The following is an 18,037-nucleotide window of genomic DNA, read 5'->3' as shown; positions in this document are numbered from 1 at the left end:
GAAAAAATCATAAACATACCCAAATACACTAAGGTACCCTGAAATAGATACACCGATAATCTATTGAAGGGTACCTTATGTCCACCTTCGTGACCCGACGCGCCGCCTTTGGCATCGCCGCCACCGCCGCGCTCGCCTCCTTGACCGCCTGCGCCAGTGATATTCGCCCGCTCAGCGACCCGAGTGTGCTCGACGCTCAGCGTATCTATAAGGGCGAGCTGAAGTTCAACAACTACGAGTCGCAAGGAACTTACGTTCCGGCAACCCATGAGAAGAAAGCCGAGAATCCGCGCAAACCCGTACGCCCTGCAAACATGAGCAACAAGACAAAGGGCGGCATGTATGCAGCATTGGGATATTGGATGGCTTCTCAGAACTATCTCATGATTTCTGGGGATATTGAGCCTTTAAAGTCTGTAGACGCAACCGTAGACCAATACTGGGAAAAGATGAAGAAGGCGTACGTGAAAATGTATTCAGACGGCAGCGGCTGGCTATACGGCACCGAAACACCTTGTCTATACCAGTTGACAGAGGAATCTCCTCAAAAGATTGACGAAGACCGCTACCATTGGAAAGCTACGACCTACATGCACAGTAGGGCCGTAGTCCACACCACGGCACAGGGCTTGGAGATTTCGCTAGCCTACACAAATAACCCAGACGGTCCCAGCAAAATCATTTTTGAGTTGGTACACCAAAATGGTGCATGGACAGTCGGTCCTGCAGGAGGAAGCAACGCAACGAATTCACCCCAGCCTACAGCAAGCAGTTCTTCTCCGGCGTAGAAGCAACAATATTACTGCCTTAGCGAGAGCCCGTGTTTTTCGTCATCTCCCGCCGCTTTTAGGGTCATGGAGGCGCACACAACATTGGGCTGGCCGCTCCCCTGCGATATTCTGGAATTAGTTCAATACCGGCACATACTTTATTCACCTCAGAAAGAGCCCCATGTCTACCATGTATACCCGCCGCACCGCCCTGACCGCACTGGGTCTGGGTACCGCCGCGCTTCTTGCCGCATGTTCCTCGAAGTCCTCCGAGTCTTCGGCGACCACGAGCGCATCCGCTACCGAGTCTTCGACCGCGAGCGCTACCGCATCCGTCTCCCCCACCGCGGAGGCAACCACCACCGTTGAGCCTGGCCCCAGCATGAAGGGTGAGGTCGTTCTTGCCGATTACTCCTCCACCGGCACTTTTGAGCCCGGCACCAAGGAGCACAAGGCAGTGAACGTTGCGATCCCCGTGGAGCCGGCGAAGCTGCGTGAGAACAGTGTTGAGGGTCTGCACGCGTTCATTGCGTACTGGCAGGCTACCCTGAACTACCTGCTGCTGACCGGTGACGGTACCCGCTTCACGAACATTGACCACACCGGCGACTACTCGACCGTGGCTGAGTTCTTCCAGAGCATGTACGCTTCGGAGAGCGGCTGGGTTATTGGTTCGGAGCGTCCGATGGTTCTGTCGCTGACCGCTGACCGCCCGACCAAGGACACCCGCACCGGCTACTACACTTGGGCAACCGAGATGGTGATTGATGGTGCTGAGGGTGCTGGTGTGTACAGCAAGACTAACGATCGTGTGCAGCCGCTGACCGAGGTGTTCAAGTACCCGGGCAAGCCGGTGGCTGGTCAGATTGTGGCGCACTACCAGGACGGCACCTGGCGTATGGTGCGTCGCGCTCCGGGTACTGCTTCTGCTTCGCCGGTTCCGTCGCTAAGCCCGAGTGCTTCTGCTGAGGCGACCGCTGCAGGTTCTGCGGAGGCTACGACTGCTTCTGCTGAGGCATCGGCACAGTAAATCTAGACCCCCTTTATACCACTGAGAAGCCACATGTGTTTCGAGAAGCCACCATTATGGTTGCTTTTCGAAACACATGTGGCTTTTCGCTTTTATTCTTTGAGAGGCTCACGGCGGCACCATAGAATCTAGAAGGTCTTCCAACATATGCAGACATAAACAAAAAAGCCTTGATTCCGAAGAATCAAGGCTTTTTTCCTAGTGTGACCCCAACCGGATTTGAACCGGTGTTGCCGCCGTGAGAGGGCGGAGTACTAGGCCGCTATACGATGGGGCCGTGAGATCTACATCTCTTTTACCAGGTCTCCCTGGCAACACATATAACTATACAGAGGTTCCCGAAAACAACCAAATCGAAATGTGGTGAAATGAGTCACATATTTTACACTGAGTGCAAGGCGCTCAGCATAGGTTCTTTTCCAGCTATGCCAGGCACTCCCCCGGCAGTCACCCAGCACCTCCGCCGTGCCCGCCTCCGCACCCGTGCCCGCCTCATTCAGATACAACGACATCAAGGCACAAAAATGCGCCCCGCACAGTGTACGGGGCGCATCCGCTCAACAGAGCGAGAAACTATGCCTTACGGCGGCGAAGCACCATCACAGCGGCACCGGCAATCAGCGCGAACGCACCGACAGCAGCCAGGCTCAGAACGTTCTGAGCACCGGTCTTAGCCAGCGAACCCTTGCTCTGAGGCGCAGACTTGGTAGCCGAAGCGCTCACCTGAGCATCGGAGTTAGAGCCCTTAGGCTGGGAGTCAGACTTCACCGAAGAAGAGTTCTTCAGCGGCGCGGTCTTCGCGGTGGTTCCCAGCTGGTCGTTAGCTTCCTCAGCCTTCGACTGCTCACCCTTGGGCTGATCAGCCGAAGGCTTCTCTGCTACTGCAGCAGATGCGGAAGGCGATGCCGAGGCGTTGGTCGGGAATGCCGGCTCGTCAGCCTCATCGCGGTTATCTGCGTTGCCAGCGTCCTTCGCATCGTTGACGATCAGCGAAACAGCCGAATCGTAATTGCGGTTGGTAGCCACGTCAGAACCAGCGGTAACGGTACCGAGCATGTAGCCCTGGCTGTACTGCATGGTGTTCGCGGGAACACGCAGAGTTGCATCGAAGGAGTACTTGCCGGTGCGTGCGTTGTAAACAAACGCGCTCGCCGGAACAATGGTGGACACCTTCTGGATGCTTGCCAGCTCGCTATCGGTCAGCTTGTCGAAACCCATCGACCATTCGCCTTCCTTGACGAGGAACAGGCGAACACCTTCGGCCGGGGGCTTCTCAAAGTCGTAGCCAGACACGTGGAAGGTGTAGGGGCGGGTAATGTCGACGGTGCCCTCAGCGAAGTTCAGGGTGGGGTCAATCAACACTGCGGTAGCCTGCTTCGGGTAGCCCTGGAAGGGAACCTTAGCGGGGTTAATGGTCGCGGTGGAGGTGAACTCACCCTCGGAAACCTCGGCGTAGAACTTCACGATGGAGTTCGGGACCAGCTTCTGCTGCGAGGAAGGAACAGCCTTGCCATTACGGTCCACGGTCGCCTTAGAGGTGTAGGTGTCGGTCATAGAGCCGTCACCGGTCTTCGAGTTCAGCACATAGGGTACCGCCGCGGTGGTGTTAGCGATGTCCTGCTTGTCCACTGCGATGACGGAGCCGTCCGCGGTGATGGTCAGGTCGTTAGCCTTACCGCCGTTCATCTCAACCTCGCCGATCACGCGGTCGGTCTTGGCGTCAAAGATGGCGATCTTGCCGGTGCCGAAGTCGGTCACGTACACCAGGTCGCGATCCTCGTCGTTCTCCATAGACAGCGCCTGGTTGCCGAACTTGACGAACTTCTTGAACGCGCCGGTGGTCAGGTCGTAGACAGAGATACCGGAGTTAACGCCATCCACGCCCTGGGAGGAGACGTAAATTTCGTTCTCGGAGTGGTCAATGGTGACGTCAGAGGGGCGAACCTCAACGGAGGAGTTCTCGCCGCGAGTCTGAATAACCTGCTCGGTCTTGAAGGTCTTGGTGTTGATGACGAAGACCTTGCCGCCGGTGCGCTCGGGCACGTACAACTTGTCGCCGTCAATGGTCATATTCATGCCGACGTAGCGGGTACCGCCGTTGGGGGCACCCTCCAGCTGCAGCTTAGTAACCTCAAAGGTCTTCATGTCGATAGCGGACACATAGTAGCGACCGGTCACGAACACCTTGCCGGAGTTGTGGTCCACCAGCACGGAGCGGGGGTGTTCAATCCAGTTCGGGTCGCTCTCGGCGATACCGTGGTTAGTCCAAATCTGTTCCATGGTGTTCTGGTCGAACACGGACAGGGAGTTGTCGGTGGTGTTAGTAACCCACACGGTGCCGGACACGTCATCAACAGTGATGCCGTACGCGGAAATGTAGCCGAATTCGCCGTTCTTATCCAGCTCGAAAGGAAGCGCTGCTACTTCTTCAATCTGAAGAGTGTCTGCGTTGACACGAGCAATGGTGGAGGCGAGGTCGCCGCGTGCACCCACGCCGACCATCCAAATCTTGTTGGTCGCCTTGGAGTAGGCAACCTGGTACTGGCCGGGCAGACCCTGGGTAATCTGCGCGACGGACGCGGAGGTATCAACAACGCGGCTCAGCGATGCGGTGGAAGGAGCCGATGCGCTGGGAGTCGCGGTCTGGTTTGCGGTGTTCGGTGCTGCGAAGGAGGCAGGGATCATAGCTGCGCCAGAGATTGCGAGCGCAAGGGAGCCGACGGCGAGCCCCTTCAATGCCTTGCCTGAGGAGGGAGTGAGGTTCAATGTGTGTCCTTCAAATGTGTAACGGAAGTGCTCACATGCCGCATGCGAATGCTAACGAGACACCCGTGAATATGCGGTGACATATTCGACGGCACGAAAAGCAGAAATGCAGGTAACGCATAAATTTACCTACCTTCTAATCCTCAATGTTTTCCCAGGAAAATACAAGCAGCGACGTGGGCGTGTTTTGTGTTTTTGTGAGTAATCCCCTAATTCGCCTTCAGTATCACGTGAAGGTTGAGGCGCTTCCCCGGTTTTTCCTTGCTCTTGCGGGCAAAAACCCAGGTCGCGAGGGGTATTGTGATGCTTTTATATTTACACATTAATGTAAATGTTTAGGTGAGGCGCGCCAGCGAGATTCACCACGGGTTAAACATTTTCTCGACATTCAAAACCTATATTTTTACAGGCAAGTGCACATATATAAATATTTCCTAAAACCACCTATCCAGCATTAGCCCAAGCGGGCACACAAAAGGCGGGTACCCCTCCCCCCAGATTCGAAGAATCCGAAAGAGAAAATACCCGCCTTTCACGCGTTATATCGAGCGTTTAAGCCCGAGAGCTAAACGTTACGCTTTATGCCTTGCGGCGGCGCACCACCAGAGCAGCACCCGCAATCAGAGCCACAGAAGCAAAAGCAACCAGCGGCATCACAGCGTTCGCACCGGTGTTCGCCAGAGCGCCACGCGAAGAACCAGCCTGCGAGGAACCTGCGTCGCTCTTAGCTACCGAGGAGCCACCGCCCAAATTATCGGAACCACCTGCGGAGGAACCACCGTTCTTCACAGCCGAACCGGACTTATCAGCCTTCACAGCATCCGGAGCAGACTTGGAGTCCTGTGCACCGGTCTTAGCGTCAGACTTCTTATCCTCAGACTTAACGTCCTCAGACTTCTTATCTTCAGCCTTCTTGTCCTCTACCTTCGGGTCAGCAGGCTTCGGGTCAGCAGGCTTCGGGTCAGCCGGCTTCGGATCTGCCGGCTTCGGATCTGCAGGCTTCGGGTCAGCAGGCTTCGGGTCAGCAGGCTTCGACTCCTCAGCCTTCACACCGGTCACCGTCGGGTAACCCGCAAAGTCCAGCGAAGTCGGGGTGATACCCACCGGAGCTGCGCTCGCGTCGGTGTCCTTCACGCCAACCTTGAACTTCAGAATGGAGTTAGCCTTCAGCTGCTGAACCGATGCGGGAACGTCGTTACCCTGGCGGTCCTTGCCGGGCAGGGTGGTGTACTCGCTGGCGGTGGTAATCTCGCCGGTGGTGCCGTTGAGCACGTAGGGCAGGGTCACCTTCTCGTCGCGGTCCTTCTTGTCGAGGACCAGTACGGAGCCGTCCTTGAGCAGGGTCACGTCGTTCGCGGCTGCGCCGTTCATCTCGACCTCGCCGATGACCTCGTCAGCGCGGCCGTCGAAGACAGCCACCTTGCCGGTGCCGAAGTCGGTTACGTACACCAGGTCGCGGTCCTCATCGTGCTCCAGAGCGAGCGCCTGGGTGCCGAACTTGACGAACTTCTTGAACTCGCCGGTGGTCAGGTCGTACACGGAGATACCGGAGTTGACGCCCTTCACACCCTGGGAAGATACGTAAATCTCATTCAGCGAGTGATCCACAGCAACGTCAGAGGGGCGAACCTCAACGGTGGAATCCTCACCCTGAGTCTGGATGGTCTTCTCAACCTTGAAGGTCTTGGTGTCCACGACGAAGAGCTTGCCGCCGGTGCGCTCGGGCACGTACAGCTTGCCGCCATCGAGGAACAGGTTCATGCTGATGTAGCGGGTGCCACCGTCGGGTGCGCCCTCAAGCTGAATCTTCTCAACCTGCTTAGTCTTCAGGTCAATAGCAGAGACAAAGTAACGGCCGGTCACGAACGCCTTACCGGACTCGTGGTCAACCAAAACGGAGCGGGGGTGCTCAATCCAGTTCGGGTCGTCCTTCTTCACGCCCTCGTTGCTCCAGATGAGCTTGAGAGTCTGCTGGTCGTACACTGCCACGGAGTTGTCGGTGGTGTTGGTAACCCAGACGGTGCCGTCCACGTCATCAACGGTCACGCCGTACGCGGAGGTGTAACCATACTGGCCCTTGTCGTTCTTCTTCACGGGCAGCTCGGCGAAAGCCTCGGTCTGCAGGGTGTCTGCATCCACGCGTGCCAGGGAGGAAGCGAGGCCGCCGCGTGCACCCACGGTGGGCACGAACAGCTTGTGGTTCTTCTTGGAGTAGCCAACCTGGAACTGGCCGGGCAGACCCTGAATGATGTTCGCAACGCTACCGTTTGCGTCCACGGTGCGGTGTGCCTCGGTGGAGGGGGTGGTAGAGTCGGTTGCCTTGGTCTTGGTGGCGGTTGCCGGGTAGCCCTGGAACTCGCGGGTTTCGGGGGTGACCTGCTTGACCTCGGAGTTGTCGCCTGCGGTTGCGGTGACCTTGAACTTCAGGATGGAGTTCGCCTGAATATCGGTGGTCTTTGCGGGTACGTCGTTGCCCTGGCGGTCCTTAGAAGGCTTGCTGGTAACCTTGTCCGAGGTGCTGACGGTGCCGGTGGTGCCGTCGAGGACGTAGGGCACGGTTGCGGTTGCGCCAGCCTGCTTGTCCACAGCGATAACGGAGCCGTTGGGCAGTACGACCAGGTCGTTTGCCTTGCCGCCGTTCATAGCGACCTCGGCAATCAGCTTGTCCGCTGCGCCGCCGTCAATCACGCCCACCTTGCCGGTGCCGAAGTCGGTCACGTACACCAAGTCGTTCGCCTCATCGTTATCGAGCGAGAGCGCCTGGGTGCCGAAGGGGATGAACTTCTTGAACTCGTAGGTGGTCGCATCGTACACGGATACACCGGAGTTCGCGCCCTTCACGCCCTGGGAGGAGACGTAAATTTCGTTCTGGGAGTGGTCAATCGCGATGTCGGAGGGGCGAACCTCACCCTCAGCGTTGCCCTTGGTGTCGAAGCTGCTCTCTACCTTGAAGGTCTTGGTGTCGATGACGAAAATCTTGCCGCCGGTACGCTCGGGAACGTACAGCTTACCGCCGTCAACCAGGATGTTCATGCTGATGTAGCGGGTGCCGCCGTCGGGTGCGCCTTCGAGCTGGATCTTCTCAACCTGCTTGGTCTTCAGGTCGATAGCGGATACGAAGAAGCGGCCGGTCACGAACGCCTTGCCGGACTCGTGGTCAACCAGAACGGAGCGGGGGTGCTCAATCCAGTTCGGGTCGGTCTCTGCGATACCCGCGGTGGTCCAGACCTGCTGCATCGTTGCCTGATCGTACACGGACACGGAGTTGTCGGTGGTGTTGGTAACCCAGACGGTACCGTCTACATCGTCAACGGTGATGCCGTAAGCTGCGTCGTACTGGTAGCCCTTGTCGTTCTTGACGATGGGCAGCTCGGCGACTGCCTCAATCTTCAGGGAGTTCGCGTCAATACGAGCAATAGTGGAGACGTGCTTGTCGCGGTCTGCAGTGCCCGCAACCCAAATCTTGTTGGTCTTCTTGGAGTATGCGACCTGGAACTGACCGGGCAGGCCCTGGGTGATCTTTGCCATCGCCTTGTCGGTGATGGTGCGAGCGTCAGTGCTCTGGCTTGCTACCGGGGTGGAGTCTGCCGCGAACGATGCGGGGATGGTGGCAACGCCGGAAATTGCCAGTGCCAGCGATCCAACGGCGAGGCCCTTGAATGCCTTGCTTGAAGCGAGGTTCATATGTATGTCCTTTTTCGTGGGTGGCGCGTGAAGGCGCGTCTCTCCCCCACCGATGGGTGGTGAGGCGCCGCGTTTTTCCTGCTCTTTGGTATGGGTTTCGTGGGCCCATGAGGAAGGAAACTAGTCTTCACACAGTATTAAGTAAGGCAACCTTTAACTTACCTTCTAGGTAATACTTACTTAGCGCACAGGATTTTGCAAGATTTCAGGTATATATGACGCAAAATTTCATATGACAGGCACAGCCTGTCACTAAAACTCCCCGAGAAGCGGCAATGTAGCAGCACGGCACGAGTCAGCACCCCGAAATAATGCGTCAAAACGGCACCCCAGCATAGTGCCTCGGCATAGCGCGCCGCAGGGCGCCACCCAAGGGGCACCGTAAAAGGGCATAGAGGAACCCCCGCCTCCAGCAAAAGCCAGAAGACGGGGGTTTCACGAACCCCAACAGGCACGCGCCGTGCCGGGGGTAGCTAAAAATTAGGAGCCGTACGAGAATTAGGAAACGTACGAGAAGTCAGTGAACAGCAGGTTCTGCAGCTTGTAGCGGCGAATGAAACGAGCCAGCTCCGCGCGAGTAGTCGGTGCGGTCGGCTTGAACTCACCCGAAGCGTCGAGCACGATGTCGTTCGCGCCAGCCCACGCAACGTAACGGTGCAGAGTACCCGCACCGAGCACGTCGCGGAAACGAGAACCAGTGCCCTCCTTCATTTCGGTCAGCTGAACCTCCGCGTTGTACTGGAACAGCACAGCCGCCAGCTCCTCGTGAGAAACCGGTGCGGTCGGGTCAATCTTGTCGCCACCAGTGAGCGGCTCGGTGATCTTGCGGTCACGAGCCCAGTGCAGCGCGTTCGCGGTCGGGCGGCCTGCCGCATCCGCGAAGGGTGCAACATTAGAGTTTTCGCTCACGCCAGCGTGACCTGCAGCGTGGTTCAGCAGAGCAATAAGCTCCTCACGGGTCACGGGGCGGTCCGGCTCAAACGCGCCAGTCTGCGGGTTCGGCATCAGCCATTTCTTCTGGTTCGCCATGCGGATATCCTCAGCGAACGGGTGGTTATCCGGAACATCCTTGAAAGAAGTCTTCAGGATCTTGGTCTCAGCCACGGGGATGCGCGCAGCAATCTGGCGGGTGATCTCCTGACCCCACGGGTCGGAGCAAATATCCAGCTGCAGGGCGTGATCAACGCCCTCACCCTGCATCAGCTCGATGGGGAACTGGTCGCTACCGCTGAAGCTGTCAGCGTCACCGTCAAATTCGGGGGTGAGCGGCCAGGAGCGCAGAGTTTCGAAAGAGTCGTTACGAACGTAGCCGTGGCGTACGGTCAGGGTGGTGCCTTCGGTGAGGAATTCGCGCAGACCGTGTGCAGTGTAGTTGACGGTCATACCGGTTTCAGTGATGGTGGCGCGCTGAATGACGAGGCGCGGGCCTTTAGTTTCCTCGGTTGCCGGGGCAAGGTTTGCGGGGGCTTCGTCTGCCTGAGCGGCCTGTGCCTGCAGGGTCAGTGCGCCTGCGGCTGCGGCGGCGGAAGCACCCTTTACGAAGAATCGTCGTGAGAGTCGATGGTTAAGCAAGGGCATGATTGTCCTATTCAGTTCTTGTTTGAGTTGAGTGAGTTACGGGCGGCAGGACGCGCGGACAGCGGCGTAAACGGTGAGTGAGGCCGATACGGTGGTTCCCTCCCCTGTGTGCGTGAGTGAGATGCAACGTGCGGGGTGCGGGTGTCTGTCGGGCGGATGCGCGGTGAGTGAGACCAGCACGGTTCCCTGACCCAGTCATCTAGCGTACCTTAAGGTCCCCTTTAAAGCGAAGACGAAACGGCGGTGATTTTACGCCCATTTTTAGTGTTCAACGAAGTAGGGGCGTTATCTGGCAACGTTTGCCGGAAGTTGGTATGGGTTCTTGATGGGGCGGCTTTGAACTGCTCTACGCCGAGGTGTTTCGGGATGTGGAATATGTGGGTTTCTGAGGTTTTATGTGTGACACGCCGTTTCGAGTCCTTTTCAAAGAGTTATAGTTATTGGTACCCTATCACTGTTTCTATATTCTCAACAAAGGAGTTACCCATGGAGGCCAAGGAATTCTCTGAGAAGGCCCTCCTCTTTTTCGCCAAGTCCAAGTACGCCGACCTTTTCGGCGTAGCACTGGTTATCGCCATCGCAATCGCCTCAGGATACCTGAGCACCAACCTTGCTAAATACGTCGACTGGGGCCCGATTACGAACTTCATTCCCCTCGGCGTGATTTCCGTGATTAACGTGGGTATTTCGATGATGTCTACCCGCCTGACCGGCCGCCTCTCAAACGTTGGCAACGTGCTCGGCATTATTAACACGGCACTGTCCGGAGCGATCGACTACATTCTGGGCAACAAGGCAGCAATCATCACCTACCCGGTGACCTTCATCGTGTACACCTTCGCGATTCGTAGGTGGCAGAACTCCGAACGCGGCAAAGCGATGGAACCGCCGACCGGCAAGAAGGGGCAGCTGATTATCGCCGGCATTGTGGTGGGCTCGTTCGCGTTCTCCCTGATTGCGAACTATGTCGGTTACTATCTGATTGCGAACTATGTCAGTTACGATGACAAGACCTCATTCCTGTTCTGGATCACGACCGCAGTGTTTGGCCTGTCCCTGTCAGCGAACATTCTGAACGCACTGAAGCTGACGATGCAGTGGCAGTTCTGGTTCGCGTACAACACCGTGCAGTGCATCAAGGCGCTGACCCAGGGCAACTTCGCGAACGTCGGCAAATACATCTTCTACATCATCAACAGCGTGGCGGCGCTCCTGCTCTGGACCCGAAGCGGCACCGCAGCCAAGGGAACTGTAGCGGCGGTGGCGTAGGGGTACTCCCCTGGGTACGCTACTGCGCTAGAGAGCTAGCCACCGAATATCCGCTGAACGATGCACAAAGGGAGGGGCCCTCCGGTCATTCAACCGGAGGGCCCCTCCCCTGCATTTTGTGGGCATATTTGCCCGCTCCTATAAGCGGCTAGGTTAGCCCAGCGGAATCGCGCTACCCTTCAGAACCTGACGTTCAGGAGCCGAGTCACTACCCACCTTCGCAATGGGGAAAGCAACAAACGCCTGAACGCCCTTCTCACGAAGAATCGCCTTCTCATCCGCCAGCTCAGACACGAAAATGTCAGAGCTCAAGGAACCGCGTTCCATCGCCTTACCGACCTCGTCAACCACCCTACGGTAGGGATGGCTGCGCAGCATGGTTCGTAACCGGGCGGGCGTAACCCTTCCGGAGGATACCGGAAGCACCATGAGCCGCGGGTGCAAAGCGTTGTACGGGTACGCACCGGGGGTCACACCAATCCGGTGAATCTGGTGAATCACCGGGAAATTCGCAACACCCACCAGGGCACAGAATGCGAGCGCGGTGTCCGTCGGCTGCGGGACGGTGAAGCCGGTTCCGGTTCGGGATTCCGGCTTATTATCCAGCGAGTCGTACAGGGTCTGCCCGGTAATACCGCTGAGCATCGCGGAAGGTTCCCAGGTTGCCAGGTCCGCGCACATCAGGCGCAGGCGGTCCTTGACGAATTCCTGGCCCTTATTGCGAGTCTTCATCTCCCAGCGGGATGCACCGTGGTCGGGGCGAGGTGCCTTGGAATCAAAACGCCAGTAGGAAGGTTCGCCCAGGCCGGAGATCCAGAGCAGAGACAGCAGGTCGTCACGTTCCATCAGTGCGTCCAGATGAGCCTGTCGGGTCTTCTGGTGAGAAGCCCAGTCGTCCGGGTACTTCTCCGCGTCGATTCCTCGAATACGCGGGGAGAACGGGGAGAAAACAGCAGCTTCCTTACCCGCACCGTAGGACTGGTCGACGTTCACCCAGCTGTCTTCGGCAGCCAGGGAAGAAACGTAGGAGTGCACGCACTCGGCAATTTCTTCTTCTGACATGCCTTCAGCATGCATCTGGGCGCGCGGCTGGCCCTCCTGAGACCAACCGACAGTAACGGTTCCGGGGTGCTTCTGCTCAACCATCAGGGACAGCCCGTAGAGGGCAAAATGGGTCAATGCCGAGGTGTAGTCACCGGCAATAGTCAGCGTTGCCATTAGTGTCCCTCCCGTGAAATCTGGGCATCTGCTGCGCGTTCAACAGCCTCAAGGTAGGCGGTAGCGTACGGGCCGTAGGTGCGGCTCGTCTGCTCTATGAGGTTGTCCCAGTAACCGACATTGAAGAGTCGGGTCGCCTGTTCCTTGAGCGCTTCGTAGTCCGTTCCCTCGGGCAGGTAGCCTTCCTTGAGCAGGAAGCCTGCGTCGTGGGCGAAGGAGAACCGGCCGTGACCGTGACTGCAGCCAATGATGCGCAATACCAGGTCGCGGTGCTCCCCCACCTGTTCGGGCGAGGCGGCAACCATGAGCGCGGACAGCTGCTCGTGACGCCAGCCCCTCGGCAGGGCGCTACGGCTACGGGCGCGGTACGCTTCTGCCACGGAACGGTGGCCACTCTTTGCAAGCGCCTCGGCATCCGGGTCTGCACCTAGCATTTGCTGGAAGCGCAGGTCGCGTTTGCCCTCGTCGTGGTACTTTGCAGCCAGTTCCAGTGCCTCAGAGAATTCCGGTGCCAGGCCGAGGTTCTCGGCAAGCTGGCGGGTACGCTCAGCAACGTCGTTCTGGTGGTCGTCCAGAAGAACGGGACCAGCCAGCACCAACTCCTGAGCGATATCGGAACCTTCAACAGACTTTTTCTCGGTCGCCTTGGTCACTTTGGCGTACCAGGAGATAACTTCCTGACCGTCCTCCGCTTCAGTAGAAAGCTCAGAAGCAATCCTCATCTTCTTACCGTCCGTGCTCTGAGTGTCGAGCAGCTCCGCTACCTCTTCGGGTGAGAGGCCCAGGTATTCCCCGAAGTCTTTCTCACGGTCCGCGCACTTCTCATACACGTAGAGCTCGGCCACGTAGAGCTCGGCCACGTAGAGCTCGGCCACGTAGAGCTCGGCTTCATCGAGGAAGGGCACAGCCTTCAGCGCGTCCTTCTTAGAAGGCAATTCACGCTGAGTCACGGCAATGCCCTGGTTCGTGAACGGAACACTGCCCGTGTCAAGAAGCAGGACGTCACCGGGAGCCAACGACTGACTGCTCTCTTCCCCATGGTCAGCATCCTGCCACAGGGAAATTTCACCCTGACGGTAGAGGAACTTACGCGGCTTCACGCCGTGCTCGTCCTGGTAGTCCAGAATCTCCTGGAGAATCTTCAGATTCGCGGGGAAGGTCTCCAGGTCGCGCGGTGCGAAATAGCTGGTCTTGAGAATCTCCATGGCGGCAGAAGTGTTGCTCGGCAGGTTATCGCGCACAATAACACCACCCATCGCAGTTTCTGCGTCCAGGGAGTCGTGCAGCCACAGGTCAAGGTCCGGCTCGTCGTAGGGGTTCTCGTCGGTACGCGAGAATTCCAGCAGGTCAGGCCATTCCGGGCGCTGGTAGAGCAGGCGCTCCGGGGAGGACTGCACCGGCGGGTTCTTCACCATTGCGGCGGGGTTCACCGACGGGTTCTCAGCACCGTTGAGCGCTTCGAGCCAACCATACGCATTGCTCAGGTCGACCGCTTTGTAGGGAGGCGCGTCCTTCTTTACTGAGTCACCGCTCACAGGCTCAATAACGACGACCTTGGAATCCGTACGGTGGCCCAGACGGTTAACACGTCCGAAGCGCTGCGCCAAGGAGGAAGCCGGAGCCAGCTCGGTCACCAGGTCAGCGAAGTCAACGTCGATACCGACTTCGAGAGTCTGGGTGGCCACAACAACCTTCACGGACTTATCGCCTTCGGTAGTGAAGAGCTTGCTGTGCTTCTTCTGCAACTTTTTCAGGTCGTACGGGCGCATGCGTCCTACGAGAAGCTGGACCTCATCCTCTGCCAGATCTTTAGCGAGTGCTTCCTTGATAGAGATAGCCGTCCGCACATGGTTGACAATACAACCAATAGTGTGGGCTTCCTCTGAGCCTTCGCTCGCCTCCCGGCGGGCCAGGAACTCCTTAATAGCCCCCACAGCAGCATCCACGACCGCACGGTTACCGGGCTTGCCATCCCACTTATCGATGGGGCGGAGCACCAGTTCCTTATGCGAGTAGACACGTTTGTGCAGCTCTTCATCATTCGGGCTATCGAGAGCCTCAATGTCAACGCCCAGGGTGGTCGATTCGCTGTCCTCAGTTGAGGGGGTAGCGGTCGTCTCGACCACCTGCAGGGTGGGAACACCCAGGTCAGCCTCACGCTTCTGCAACTGCGCAATACGCTGAGTGGTGTGCAGCAGCTGACGGTTCATGTGAGCCTCGTCGAGCACCATGACGGTGTCCATGGTCAGCAGAGCGGTCTCACGCGGGCGGGCAGCCTTGGTGCTGCCGTAGCCACGGAAGAGCGCTCGCGAACCGTACATGTCGGGGGTTGCGGCAATGATTGCGCAGGCCGAAATGTCGGTTACCGGCAGGGCGCGGTTTGAGAGTTCGCCACGGATGTGGCCAACTTCGAAGGGCGCGTTCCCCTCCTTGTCGTTGCGGGTCTGGAAGCTCTGGAGAGCTTCAGCAACCCTACGCAGAATACCGGGCTCACCGGATTCATCAGCGAGCGCATCCTTCAGATCGCCGAGAATCTTGTCGGCACGGGTTGCCTGGCTGTCGACCAGCGCACGACGTCCCACGGTCACGCAGAGGCGACGGGGAACGCGCGGCGCGGTGCCAACCGCTGCGAGCGCATTCGCGAAAAGGTGGATATCAACCACGGATGACTTACCGGAGCCGGTCGGTGCGTTAATGCGTTCCGGCCATACGCCGTGCTCACAAATGTGGTCGAGCACTTCTTCCTGCCAGCTGAAGGGTGCATTCCCTCCATTGAGCGCAGCAAAGAAGGCACCGAACTCTTCACGAGTGATGGAGGGCAGCGTGGTAGCGCGGCTAGTCATGCTCTTCCTCCTTCTTGCGGCGGTCGTATTCTTCGGTGGGCACGTCGAACGGAACCAGCAGACCGCCGCCCATGTGGCGGGATTGGCCGATGGCTACGAGGGTCGTGTCAGTTGCCAGGTTGCCGAGGTCTACGACGCCGCGCCACGGTTCTGCGGGCAGAGTGCGGGGCAGCTTGTAGGCGTAGGCGGCGGGGTTCTGGGTTACACGGTGGGCTTCCAGGACCTTGGCTTCAGCCTTTTTAGCGACATGGTTCCTCAAGCTGCGAATTCGTTCGCGTGAGGTTTCAGCCTCAGGCGCTTCGAAGCTGTCACGCCACACGTAAGCCATGGAAAGCAGAGCGGCGTCAGCGAAGGTCCAGGCCTTCGTCTCGGTCTTCTTCGGGCGGTTGAAAACGCGCGATTCGGGAACGGCCGCGCTGAGAGTACGCCACAGGCGCTTGTACCCGGTCTTGGGTGCATCCCAGAAACCCTGCGCGGGCAGGCGCTTCTGTCGAAGCTTCACGGTCAGCCGGGGGAAGTCCTGAGCGTAGAGAGTTTCTACGCTCCTGAGTGCGATACCGAGTTCTACTGCCTCATCGGTCGGGGCGTTTGCCGGGACCAAGACGAGCAGGACTCCCTTAGACTTCACCTCACGACGCAGATAGTCGGGCAGGTAGCGGGCAGGCAGGTACTGCAGCGCCAGGCTGTTGGCAGGCTTGTGCCCCTTGGGGTACCTGCCGGTGATGAGGCTGGGCGCACCGAATCCTGCGGCAGCTACGAGAGCCTTGTGGAGCAGGGAGCATGCCTTGACGTACTGTTCGGGCTTCAGCTCTTCACCGTCTACTTCGAGGAGCCACAAGTATTCCCAGGGGCTGGTGGAAGTTTCAGCCTCCACAGGCTGGTACTTGATGGATCCGAGGCCTGCGGTGGGTACCGATGAGGGGCGCATCGTGTCGCTCGCTGCGGTCTTGTCGCCTGCCTTGGTGGGCACCTTGGCGGGGTACGCTTCTGCGTGAGCACGCATGAGCGCGTTGATTCGACCGGGCACGGGTACACGGACGGGCATGCCGCCTGCTTCGAAGGGGCCCGACTTAGTGTCGATAGTGTGGGTGGGTTCCACGTCTCCGGTGTAGAGGGCGGTGAAACTGCTGGCCTCTCCGAGGGAGGGTACTTCGCCGCAGAGCTGGGTGATGGTTTCCGCGATGTCTGCGGGTACCTTATCGTACTGCCAGCCGATGGTGTCAGATACAGCCCAGCCGTCGGACACAGCACGACGTTCAGTCTGCCGCCCGTTGGCAGAGCGCGCTACCTCGCGGTACATAAAACGGTCCATCTTGTTGCGTGAGCGGTACACGGGGCACATGTCGGGAAGCTGTAGCCCGGTCGGGGGGTTCTCCTCAAGCCATTTGAGAGCTTTGAGAGATTCTTCCGAGGGGGCAAGCTGCCCGTTTTCGATAATTGCGTGAGGTCCCTGCGCGGCCGCGCTGAGGAGCGCGGCCTGCAAGCGGGCAGGGTCGGGGAAGGCGTCGGGGCTTCCGTCTGCCTTGTGGCCCTGGTATACGCCGAGCGGGAACCTCGCGAGAATTCCGAGGTTCGTCATATTATTCAGCGTCCTCCGCGGTGGCGTTCTTGATGATGATGGGGTTGCCGTCGACGTTGAAAGTCTGACCGTTCCAGTCAGCCACGCCAGCCTTCCTGGCGTTCTCGATAGCTTCGAGGAGCAGCTGGTCGGTGTGTTCAACGGTCAGGGGTGCGAAGGGCTTCTTCTCGCCGAAACGCTGGTCGAGGGTAACGACGGGTGCGGAGGATTCGATCAGGTCGCAGTTGGCACGGATGTAGAGTTCACGCTCCGCACGGGCAATGGCGTTGAGACCGAGTGCTGCAAGGAGTGCACGCGCGGCAACATTCTTGGCTTCGTCCTGGCCGAAGCGCAGCTGACGCAGGGTGGCGAGGCTCAGAACCCAGGAGCGGATGATACGGCGGCATGCGACGGCACCGGTTTCTTCGAGCGTGGGCGGGATGCTACCCAGGCCGAGAGTGGATGCGGAGATGCGGGCGTCAGCCTTGGCGGTCTTTACTTCCTTGCGGCGTGCGGCAACGTTCTTGGCGCTCAGTTCAGCTTCCTGGTCGTCGACGAGAGAGCTAAGTTCCTTAGCGTCAAGCTTTACGCTGGCGGCTACGGCGTCGACGCGGGCGCCGCCACGGCGTGCCTGTCGGTGTTCGGCACCAGGATCCTGGTCTGCGAGGACGCCGATGATTTCACCGACGAGGGCGCTGCGCAGGCGCACCTGGTTGCTCTTGCGGGTGGAGTCCCATGCACCGAAGAGGAGCGCTGCGGGGGCGGTGTTGAGCAGTGCACTCATGTCTGCGGGGGTACTGTTGCGCAGTGCGCGGTACTGGTCATTTTCGGTGATGGGCTTACCGTTGACGTGACCGGCGCGGAAGTGGCCGTCGAAGATGCGGTGGGAGAGTTCCATGTCGCTGTATTCTACGGGGCCGTTGTCGGTCTGGTAGGTGACGACGCCGCGGGGAATCTTGACAACTGCTTCGTCACCGGACTGGCGTCCCTGTTCGATGGCAGCTTCTGCACGGTTGAGTTCGGACTGCTTGCTGTCGATGAGGACGACCTTCTGAGGCTTGCCCTTGACAGCCTTCTCGGCGTCCTTGGATTCTTCTTCCTTCTTGGGTTCGTCCTGGCCTTCAGGCTTCTCTACGATGTAGCGGGTTTCGTAGGCGAAGACGGACTTGGAGCCGTCGACGAACTTGGCGGGTGCCAAGGGTGCGTGAGGGCCTGCTGCAGGTCCGAGTTCGGTGATGGAGGTGATGACGGAGCCGCCGCCGAGTTCGACGTTTTCGATGAGGTCGGCGAGGGTAATGATGTTCTGGGACATGATTGTCTC

The 18,037-nt window shown here is 58.7% G+C and carries 10 protein-coding genes and 1 tRNA gene; 3 read left to right on the top strand and 8 right to left on the bottom strand.

Annotated elements, in window-relative coordinates; translation table 11 throughout:
- The first annotated feature begins 77 nt into the window (after positions 1 to 77).
- Together QZ822_RS04450 and QZ822_RS04445 are read left to right on the top strand one after the other, a co-directional pair.
- The gene (locus QZ822_RS04450) at positions 78 to 788 is read left to right on the top strand and encodes a DUF6318 family protein (protein ID WP_294642902.1); all 711 of its coding nucleotides are present in this window, start codon (positions 78 to 80) and stop codon (positions 786 to 788) included.
- A 163-nt stretch (positions 789 to 951) separates the two neighbouring features.
- Positions 952 to 1,800, top strand: coding sequence for a DUF6318 family protein (locus QZ822_RS04445; protein ID WP_294642900.1), 849 nt, complete (start codon positions 952 to 954; stop codon positions 1,798 to 1,800).
- Between the two features lie 204 nt (positions 1,801 to 2,004).
- Here the strand turns inward: QZ822_RS04445 and QZ822_RS04440 are convergent.
- The 4 genes from QZ822_RS04440 to QZ822_RS04425 all read right to left on the bottom strand — a co-directional run bounded on the left by QZ822_RS04440 (position 2,005) and on the right by QZ822_RS04425 (position 9,828).
- A tRNA-Glu gene (locus QZ822_RS04440) sits at positions 2,005 to 2,077 on the bottom strand.
- Positions 2,078 to 2,373: 296 nt separating this feature from the next.
- Positions 2,374 to 4,566, bottom strand: a complete 2,193-nt coding sequence (locus QZ822_RS04435; protein ID WP_070643138.1) for an LPXTG cell wall anchor domain-containing protein — start codon at positions 4,564 to 4,566, stop codon at positions 2,374 to 2,376.
- Positions 4,567 to 5,145: 579 nt separating this feature from the next.
- Positions 5,146 to 8,250, bottom strand: a complete 3,105-nt coding sequence (locus tag QZ822_RS04430; RefSeq protein WP_294642898.1) for a DUF5074 domain-containing protein — start codon at positions 8,248 to 8,250, stop codon at positions 5,146 to 5,148.
- Positions 8,251 to 8,748: 498 nt separating this feature from the next.
- Positions 8,749 to 9,828, bottom strand: coding sequence for an S-layer homology domain-containing protein (locus QZ822_RS04425; protein ID WP_294642896.1), 1,080 nt, complete (start codon positions 9,826 to 9,828; stop codon positions 8,749 to 8,751).
- Between the two features lie 486 nt (positions 9,829 to 10,314).
- Between QZ822_RS04425 and QZ822_RS04420 the strand changes: the two genes are divergently transcribed.
- On the top strand, positions 10,315 to 11,097 hold the full coding sequence (locus tag QZ822_RS04420) for a nicotinamide mononucleotide transporter (protein ID WP_294642894.1): 783 nt from the start codon (positions 10,315 to 10,317) through the stop codon (positions 11,095 to 11,097).
- A gap of 153 nt (positions 11,098 to 11,250) precedes the next feature.
- Here QZ822_RS04420 and QZ822_RS04415 read toward each other — a convergent pair whose 3' ends face one another.
- The 4 genes from QZ822_RS04415 to cas7u are packed head-to-tail and all read right to left on the bottom strand — an operon-like array spanning position 11,251 to position 18,028.
- Positions 11,251 to 12,315, bottom strand: a complete 1,065-nt coding sequence (locus QZ822_RS04415; protein ID WP_294642892.1) for an aldehyde dehydrogenase — start codon at positions 12,313 to 12,315, stop codon at positions 11,251 to 11,253.
- Positions 12,315 to 15,158, bottom strand: coding sequence for a type I-U CRISPR-associated helicase/endonuclease Cas3 (gene cas3u / locus QZ822_RS04410; protein ID WP_294642890.1), 2,844 nt, complete (start codon positions 15,156 to 15,158; stop codon positions 12,315 to 12,317). The genes QZ822_RS04415 and cas3u overlap by 1 nt, the downstream gene beginning before the upstream one ends.
- Positions 15,151 to 16,737 carry a type I-U CRISPR-associated protein Csb2 gene (csb2, locus tag QZ822_RS04405; protein ID WP_294642888.1) on the bottom strand — a complete coding sequence of 529 codons (1,587 nt, stop codon included), beginning with the start codon at positions 16,735 to 16,737 and terminating at the stop codon, positions 15,151 to 15,153. The genes cas3u and csb2 overlap by 8 nt, the downstream gene beginning before the upstream one ends.
- 1 nt (position 16,738) lies before the next feature.
- On the bottom strand, positions 16,739 to 18,028 hold the full coding sequence (cas7u, locus tag QZ822_RS04400) for a type I-U CRISPR-associated RAMP protein Csb1/Cas7u (protein WP_294642886.1): 1,290 nt from the start codon (positions 18,026 to 18,028) through the stop codon (positions 16,739 to 16,741).
- Positions 18,029 to 18,037 lie beyond the last annotated feature (9 nt).

Origin of the sequence: uncultured Rothia sp. (assembly GCF_916715725.1) — a bacterium.
In the GTDB taxonomy this organism is placed as follows: Bacteria; Actinomycetota; Actinomycetes; order Actinomycetales; family Micrococcaceae; genus Rothia.
The sequence above is the reverse complement of the archived record's forward strand: the minus strand, read 5'-3'. Positions and strand labels throughout refer to the sequence as shown.

Bases quoted from the DNA above. Each gene is read 5' to 3' on its own strand.
- QZ822_RS04415 (WP_294642892.1), bottom strand. From the start codon at position 12,315: ATGGCAACGCTGACTATTGCCGGTGACTACACCTCGGCATTGACCCAT.
- QZ822_RS04425 (WP_294642896.1), bottom strand. From the start codon at position 9,828: ATGCCCTTGCTTAACCATCGACTCTCACGACGATTCTTCGTAAAGGGT.
- cas3u (WP_294642890.1), bottom strand. From the start codon at position 15,158: ATGACTAGCCGCGCTACCACGCTGCCCTCCATCACTCGTGAAGAGTTC.
- QZ822_RS04445 (WP_294642900.1), top strand. From the start codon at position 952: ATGTCTACCATGTATACCCGCCGCACCGCCCTGACCGCACTGGGTCTG.
- csb2 (WP_294642888.1), bottom strand. From the start codon at position 16,737: ATGACGAACCTCGGAATTCTCGCGAGGTTCCCGCTCGGCGTATACCAG.
- QZ822_RS04450 (WP_294642902.1), top strand. From the start codon at position 78: ATGTCCACCTTCGTGACCCGACGCGCCGCCTTTGGCATCGCCGCCACC.
- QZ822_RS04420 (WP_294642894.1), top strand. From the start codon at position 10,315: ATGGAGGCCAAGGAATTCTCTGAGAAGGCCCTCCTCTTTTTCGCCAAG.
- cas7u (WP_294642886.1), bottom strand. From the start codon at position 18,028: ATGTCCCAGAACATCATTACCCTCGCCGACCTCATCGAAAACGTCGAA.
- QZ822_RS04430 (WP_294642898.1), bottom strand. From the start codon at position 8,250: ATGAACCTCGCTTCAAGCAAGGCATTCAAGGGCCTCGCCGTTGGATCG.